Source organism: Paenirhodobacter ferrireducens (genome assembly GCF_004022265.1).
In the GTDB taxonomy this organism is placed as follows: Bacteria; Pseudomonadota; Alphaproteobacteria; order Rhodobacterales; family Rhodobacteraceae; genus Rhodobacter; species Rhodobacter ferrireducens.
Genome location: NZ_SAVB01000042.1, coordinates 1 through 4,443, shown reverse-complemented (window position 1 = coordinate 4,443; position 4,443 = coordinate 1). Strand labels below are relative to the sequence as shown.

Sequence of the window (4,443 nt, the reverse complement as noted above, 5' to 3'; positions counted from 1 at the left end):
AAAAGCGGCACGATTTGCATCGCGAGAAATTCTTCTTCTCCGGAAGTAAAATGGATTGTGAAGAAAATAAATTGCCTGCTAGTCAATCCGTGACGGCTCAAGCCGAAGCTGAACGGAGAAGACCATGTGTGGCATCGTTGGCCTCTTTCTGAAGAAGGACGCTTTGCGCCCCCGGCTCGGGGACATGCTCACCGACATGCTGATCACCATGACCGACCGCGGCCCTGACAGTGCCGGGATCGCGATCTATGGCGATGCGTCGGAGGGGCTGAAGATGACGGTCCAGTCGGACGTGCCGGAGACGGGTTTTGCCGGGCTCGAGGCGGCGCTTGGCGCGGCGCTCGGTGCGCCGGTCGGGGTGGCGGTGATCGACACCCATGCGGTGCTGACGATCCCGGCCGATGCCGAGGCGGCGGCGCGGGCCTTCGCGGCCGACCGGGGCCTGCGGGTGATGGGCGTCGGGTCCGCGATGGAGATCTTCAAGGAGGTCGGGCTGCCGAAGGACGTGGCGGCGCGCTTCGGGATCCGGGCGATGGCGGGCAGCCATGGCATCGGCCACACAAGGATGGCGACGGAATCGGCGGTCACCACGATGGGCGCGCATCCGTTCTCGACCGGCGACGATCAGTGCCTGGTGCACAACGGGTCGCTGTCGAACCACAACGCGATGCGCCGGGTGCTGAGCGAGAAGGGCTTTGCGCCGCAGACGCAGAACGACACCGAGGTGGCGGCCTGCTACATCTCCTCGCGGCTTGCCGAGGGCGCGAACCTCGGTGAGGCGCTCGAGGGCACGCTCGAGGATCTGGACGGCTTCTTCACCTTCGTCGTCGGCACGAAAAACGGCTTCGGCGTGGTGCGCGACCCGATCGCGTGCAAGCCCGCGGTGATGGCCGAGACCGAGGACTATGTCGCCTTCGGTTCGGAATACCGCGCCTTCGCCAACCTGCCGGGGATCGAGGCCGCGCGGGTCTGGGAACCGGAACCCGCCACCGTCTACTTCTGGGAGCGCTGATCATGCAGACGATCGACCTGTCCACCACGCCACTGCGTGAGCTGAATGCCGCGCTGCAGGCGCAGGCCACCAGCACCAACCAGACCGCCTGGGTGGTCGAGAACCCGAAGGGCGCGCATGCCGTGGCCGTCGGCCTCGATGCGCCGATCGAGGTCACGGTGAAGGGCTCGACGGGCTATTACTGTGCGGGGATGAACAAGCAGGCCACCGTGCATGTGACGGGCTCGGCCGGGCCGGGCGTGGCCGAGAACATGATGTCGGGCACCGTCATCATCGAGGGCGACGCGAGCCAATACGCGGGCGCCACCGGCCATGGCGGGCTTCTGGTGATCAAGGGCAATGCGTCCTCGCGCTGCGGCATCTCGATGAAGGGCATCGACATCGTGGTCTTCGGCAATGTCGGGCACATGTCGGCCTTCATGGCGCAATCGGGCAATCTGGTGGTGCTGGGCGATGCCGGCGAGGCGCTTGGCGACAGCCTCTACGAGGCGCGGCTCTTCGTGCGCGGCTCGGTCACCTCGCTCGGTGCCGACTGCATCGAGAAGGAGATGCGGCCCGAGCATCTGGCGATCCTGGCCGAGCTTCTGGAGCGCTCGGGGGCGCCGGCGAAGCCCGAGGAGTTCCGCCGCTACGGCTCTGCCCGCACGCTCTACAATTTCCACGTCGACCACGCCTCGGCGTATTGAGGACCCGACCCATGGACAAGACCCCCCAGACCCTGCCGCGCGACAGCTGGACCTTCTCGCCCGAGATCAACGCCGAGATCCGGCGCGCCGCGGCGACGGGCATCTATGACATCCGCGGCGGCGGTGCGAAGCGGAAGATGCCGCATTTCGACGACCTGCTGTTCCTTGGCGCCTCGATGTCGCGCTATCCGCTCGAGGGCTATCGCGAGAAATGCGGCACCGGGGTGGTGCTCGGCACGCGTTTTGCCAAGAAACCGATCGAGCTGAAGATCCCGGTGACGATCGCCGGCATGTCCTTCGGCGCGCTTTCGGGCCCGGCGAAGGAGGCACTCGGCCGCGGCGCGACGATGGCCGGCACCTCGACCACCACCGGCGACGGCGGCATGACCGACGAGGAGCGCGGCCATTCGGAAAAGCTCGTCTATCAATACCTGCCGAGCCGCTACGGGATGAACCCCGACGATCTGCGCCGCGCCGATGCGATCGAGATCGTGGTGGGCCAGGGCGCGAAGCCCGGCGGTGGCGGCATGCTTCTGGGCCAGAAGATCACCGAGCGGGTCGCCGGCATGCGCAACCTGCCGGTCGGCATCGACCAGCGCTCGGCCTGCCGGCACCCGGACTGGACCGGGCCCGACGATCTCGAGATCAAGATCCTCGAGATCCGCGAGATCACCAATTGGGAAAAGCCGATCTACATCAAGGTCGGCGGCGCGCGGCCTTACTATGACACCGCGCTCGCGGTGAAGGCGGGGGCCGATGTCGTGGTGCTCGACGGCATGCAGGGCGGCACCGCGGCGACGCAGGATGTGTTCATCGAGCATGTCGGCCAGCCGACGCTTGCCTGCATCCGGCCGGCGGTGAAGGCGCTGCAGGATCTGGGCATGCACCGCAAGGTGCAGCTGATCGTCTCGGGCGGTATCCGCACCGGCGCCGATGTGGCCAAGGCGCTCGCGCTTGGCGCCGATGCGGTCTCGATCGGCACCGCGGCGCTGGTGGCGCTTGGCGAGAACGACCCGAAATGGGCCGCCGAATATACCAAGCTCGGCACCACCGCGGATGCCTATGACGACTGGCACGAGGGCAAGGACCCGGCCGGCATCACCACCCAGGACCCCGAGCTGATGAAGCGGCTCGACCCGGTCGAGGCGGCGCGGCGGCTGCGCAACTATCTCGCGGTGCTGACGCTCGAGGCGCAGACGATCGCGCGGGCCTGCGGCAAGAGCCATGTCCACAATCTCGAGCCCGAGGATCTGTGCGCGCTGACGATCGAGGCGGCGGCGATGGCGGGTGTGCCGCTTGCGGGCACCAGCTGGATCCCCGGCCAGTCCGGGTTCTGAGCGGACGGGCGGGGCGACCCGCCCGTGCCGATCCACCGTCACGTGAAAAGGGCCACAAGGCCCGCGAGGCCCGAGAGGCCGCAACAGGGAAACGACGATGACCGATCTTGCCGCCTTCGCCCGCGAAAAGGGCGTGAAATACTTCATGATCTCCTACACCGACCTGTTCGGCGCGCAGCGGGCGAAGCTGGTGCCGGCCTCGGCGATTGCCGAGATGCAGGCGGGCGGCGCGGGCTTTGCGGGCTTCGCGACGCATCTCGACCTGACGCCGGCGCATCCCGACATGCTCGCCGTGCCCGACGCGCCCTCGGTGATCCAGCTGCCCTGGAAGAAGGACGTGGCCTGGGTCGCCTCGAACTGCGTGATGGAGGGCGCCGACCTCGCGCAGGCGCCGCGCAACGTGCTCGCGCGCCTCATCGCCGAGGCGGCGGAGATGGGGCTCGAGGTGAAGACCGGCGTCGAGCCCGAGTTCTTCCTGCTCACCCCCGACGGGCTCTCGATCTCGGACGCGGCCGACACCGCGGCGAAGCCCTGCTACGACCAGCAGGCGGTGATGCGCCGCTATGACGTGATCGCCGAGATCTGCGATTACATGCTGGAACTTGGCTGGGAGCCCTATCAGAACGACCACGAGGACGCGAACGGCCAGTTCGAGATGAACTGGAAATACGACGGCGCGATGGCCTCCGCCGACAAGCACAGCTTCTTCAAGTTCATGGTGAAATCGGTCGCGGAAAAGCACGGGCTGCGCGCGACCTTCATGCCGAAGCCCATTCAGGGCCTGACCGGCAACGGCTGCCACGCCCATATCTCGGTGTGGGACACGAAGACCGGCAGGAACGCCTTTGCCGATGACACCAAGGAGCTCGGCCTGTCGGACAGCGGCCGCGCTTTCTTGGGCGGCATCATGAAGCACGCCTCGGCGCTCGCGGTCATCACCAACCCGACGGTGAACAGCTACAAGCGGATCAACGCGCCGCGCACGCTCTCGGGCGCCACCTGGGCGCCCAATACCGTGACCTGGACCGGCAACAACCGCACCCATATGGTGCGCGTGCCGGGCCCGGGCCGGTTCGAGCTGCGCCTGCCCGACGGTGCGGTGAACCCCTATCTGCTGCAGGCGGTGATCATCGCGGCGGGGCTTTCCGGGCTGAAGACCAACGCCGATCCGGGCCCGCGCCACGACATCGACATGTATGCCGAGGGCCACAAGATCGAGGGCGCGCCGAAGCTGCCCCTGAACCTGCTCGACGCGATCCGCGCCTATGACGCCGATCCCGGCCTCAAGGCCGCCATGGGCGAGGAATTCTCGGCGGGATATCTCAAGCTCAAGATGCAGGAGTGGAACGCCTTCGTGAACCACTTCTCCCACTGGGAACGCGACAATACCCTCGATATCTGAAACCAC

Annotated in this window: 4 protein-coding genes; all 4 read left to right on the top strand. The window is 67.0% G+C overall.

What is annotated here, in order from left to right:
- The first annotated feature begins 124 nt into the window (after positions 1 to 124).
- The 4 genes from EOW65_RS19680 (at position 125) to glnT (ending at position 4,437) form a co-directional block, all read left to right on the top strand.
- Entirely contained in the window at positions 125 to 1,012 is an 888-nt protein-coding gene (locus EOW65_RS19680) for a class II glutamine amidotransferase (RefSeq protein WP_128152362.1), read from the top strand.
- Between the two features lie 2 nt (positions 1,013 to 1,014).
- On the top strand, positions 1,015 to 1,698 hold the full coding sequence (locus EOW65_RS19675) for a GltB/FmdC/FwdC-like GXGXG domain-containing protein (protein ID WP_128152360.1): 684 nt from the start codon (positions 1,015 to 1,017) through the stop codon (positions 1,696 to 1,698).
- 11 nt (positions 1,699 to 1,709) lie between these two features.
- Entirely contained in the window at positions 1,710 to 3,035 is a 1,326-nt protein-coding gene (locus EOW65_RS19670; RefSeq protein WP_128152358.1) for an FMN-binding glutamate synthase family protein, read from the top strand.
- A gap of 97 nt (positions 3,036 to 3,132) precedes the next feature.
- Positions 3,133 to 4,437, top strand: a complete 1,305-nt coding sequence (gene glnT, locus EOW65_RS19665; RefSeq protein WP_128152356.1) for a type III glutamate--ammonia ligase — start codon at positions 3,133 to 3,135, stop codon at positions 4,435 to 4,437.
- Positions 4,438 to 4,443: the final 6 nt, after the last annotated feature.